Source organism: Rhodococcus olei (genome assembly GCF_039540555.1).
Lineage (GTDB): Bacteria > Actinomycetota > Actinomycetes > Mycobacteriales > Mycobacteriaceae > Rhodococcus_G > Rhodococcus_G olei.
This window is the reverse complement of sequence record NZ_BAABFB010000032.1, coordinates 1-1,450: the sequence shown is the minus strand read 5'-3', so window position 1 is coordinate 1,450 and position 1,450 is coordinate 1. Positions and strand designations below refer to the sequence as shown.

General features: G+C 64.1%; 1 protein-coding gene. It reads left to right on the top strand.

Going from position 1 to position 1,450, the window contains the following annotated elements:
* Positions 1-262 precede the first annotated feature (262 nt).
* A complete protein-coding gene (locus ABD951_RS10875) occupies positions 263-1,264 on the top strand; it encodes an alpha/beta hydrolase (protein WP_425569823.1) in 1,002 nt (333 codons plus the stop codon).
* The last annotated feature ends 186 nt before the right edge of the window (positions 1,265-1,450 follow it).

Genomic DNA, 1,450 nt, shown 5'->3' with positions numbered 1-1,450 from the left:
TCCCCAAGGCAATCAACGACTTCTTCAACCTGATCTTCCCCAACTGATTCGGAGGCTGACCGGATCATCACTGGCATTCGGGAGAATCGGCGATGACCCCCACCGCCTCGACCGGGGAGATCGTCCACCCTCCTGCCTCAGCTCACCCCCGCCTTGGTGTCGATTCGGGGCACGGCCCGTCATGCGTCCCGGGGAATTGTTGCGAGAGATTATGATACGTGCCAGGGTGTCGGCGTCGATCGCGTTGACACTTCTCCTGTTCATGGTTCCCGGTGCGATCGCATCCGCCGATCCCACCACGTCCACTGACCCGGTCATCCGCTCGGCTCAACCCGAGGTCCGGGCGACCGCACCCGATGGGTCGAGGTTCGAAAGTCTCACGGTAGCGTCCGGAAACCGGCTGATGCTGCACGTGTACTCGGCGGCGATGCACGCCACGATTCCCGTCGACGTTCAGCGTCCGGCTGATGCCGGCGCGGCGCGCCCTGTCCTGTACCTGCTCAACGGCGGGGGTGGCGGGGAAGACTCTGCGACCTGGCGTGTGCGTACTGATGCCGAGGCGTTCCTCGCCGACAAGAATGTCAATGTCGTCTCGCCGATAGGTGGACGATGGAGTTACTACGCGGACTGGAAGAACGTCGATCCGGTCCTCGGGAACAACAAGTGGACGACCTTCCTCACCCGGGAGCTGCCACCGGTAGTGGACGCGGCGTTGGGTACGAACGGTGTCAATGCCATTGCAGGCCTGTCGAGCTCGGCGACCGCTGTCTTGCAGATGGCCATCGCCGCGCCGCACCTGTACCGGGGAGTTGCGTCCTACAGCGGCTGCGCACAGACGAGTGATCCGATCGGACAGCAGTTCGTGAAGCTGACGGTCGAAACCTGGGGAGGGGGCAACACCGTGAACATGTGGGGTCCCCCCGACGACCCGCTGTGGGCGGCAAACGATCCATACGTGCATGCCGACGGCCTGCGCGGACTCGACCTGTACATTTCGAACGGCAACGGCCTGCCCGGCCGCTACGACACACCGGACGGCCCGGGGATCGACGGCAGTTCTCGCGTTCTTGCCCAGCAGATCGCGGTAGGTGGAGTCATCGAGGCCGCGACGAACTACTGCACGCACCGCCTTGCCGAAAAGCTCGCCCAGCTCGGGATCCCCGCCACGTTCAACTTCCGTGATTCCGGAACCCACTCCTGGGGCTACTGGCAGGACGACCTGAAGTACTCCTGGCCGATCCTGGCCCGATCCCTCGGAATCTGACCAGGCGGACACCAGCATGGTTCGGGAGAAACCCCCGACACTGAACGGGCGTCCCCATGGTGGTCAGGAGTCGAATGCAATGGGCGAAATCCGTCTCCCGAGCCGGCCCATCTACCGGTCCTTCGCGCCGTGGTCTGTGGCGGCGCTGCAGTCTCGTTGCTGGTGTTCGCCCCCGAAGTGGCTTCC

What these genes read in the sequence shown, in the direction of transcription:
- ABD951_RS10875 (WP_425569823.1), top strand. Translation starts at nt 263, where the DNA reads ATGGTTCCCGGTGCGATCGCATCCGCCGATCCCACCACGTCCACTGAC.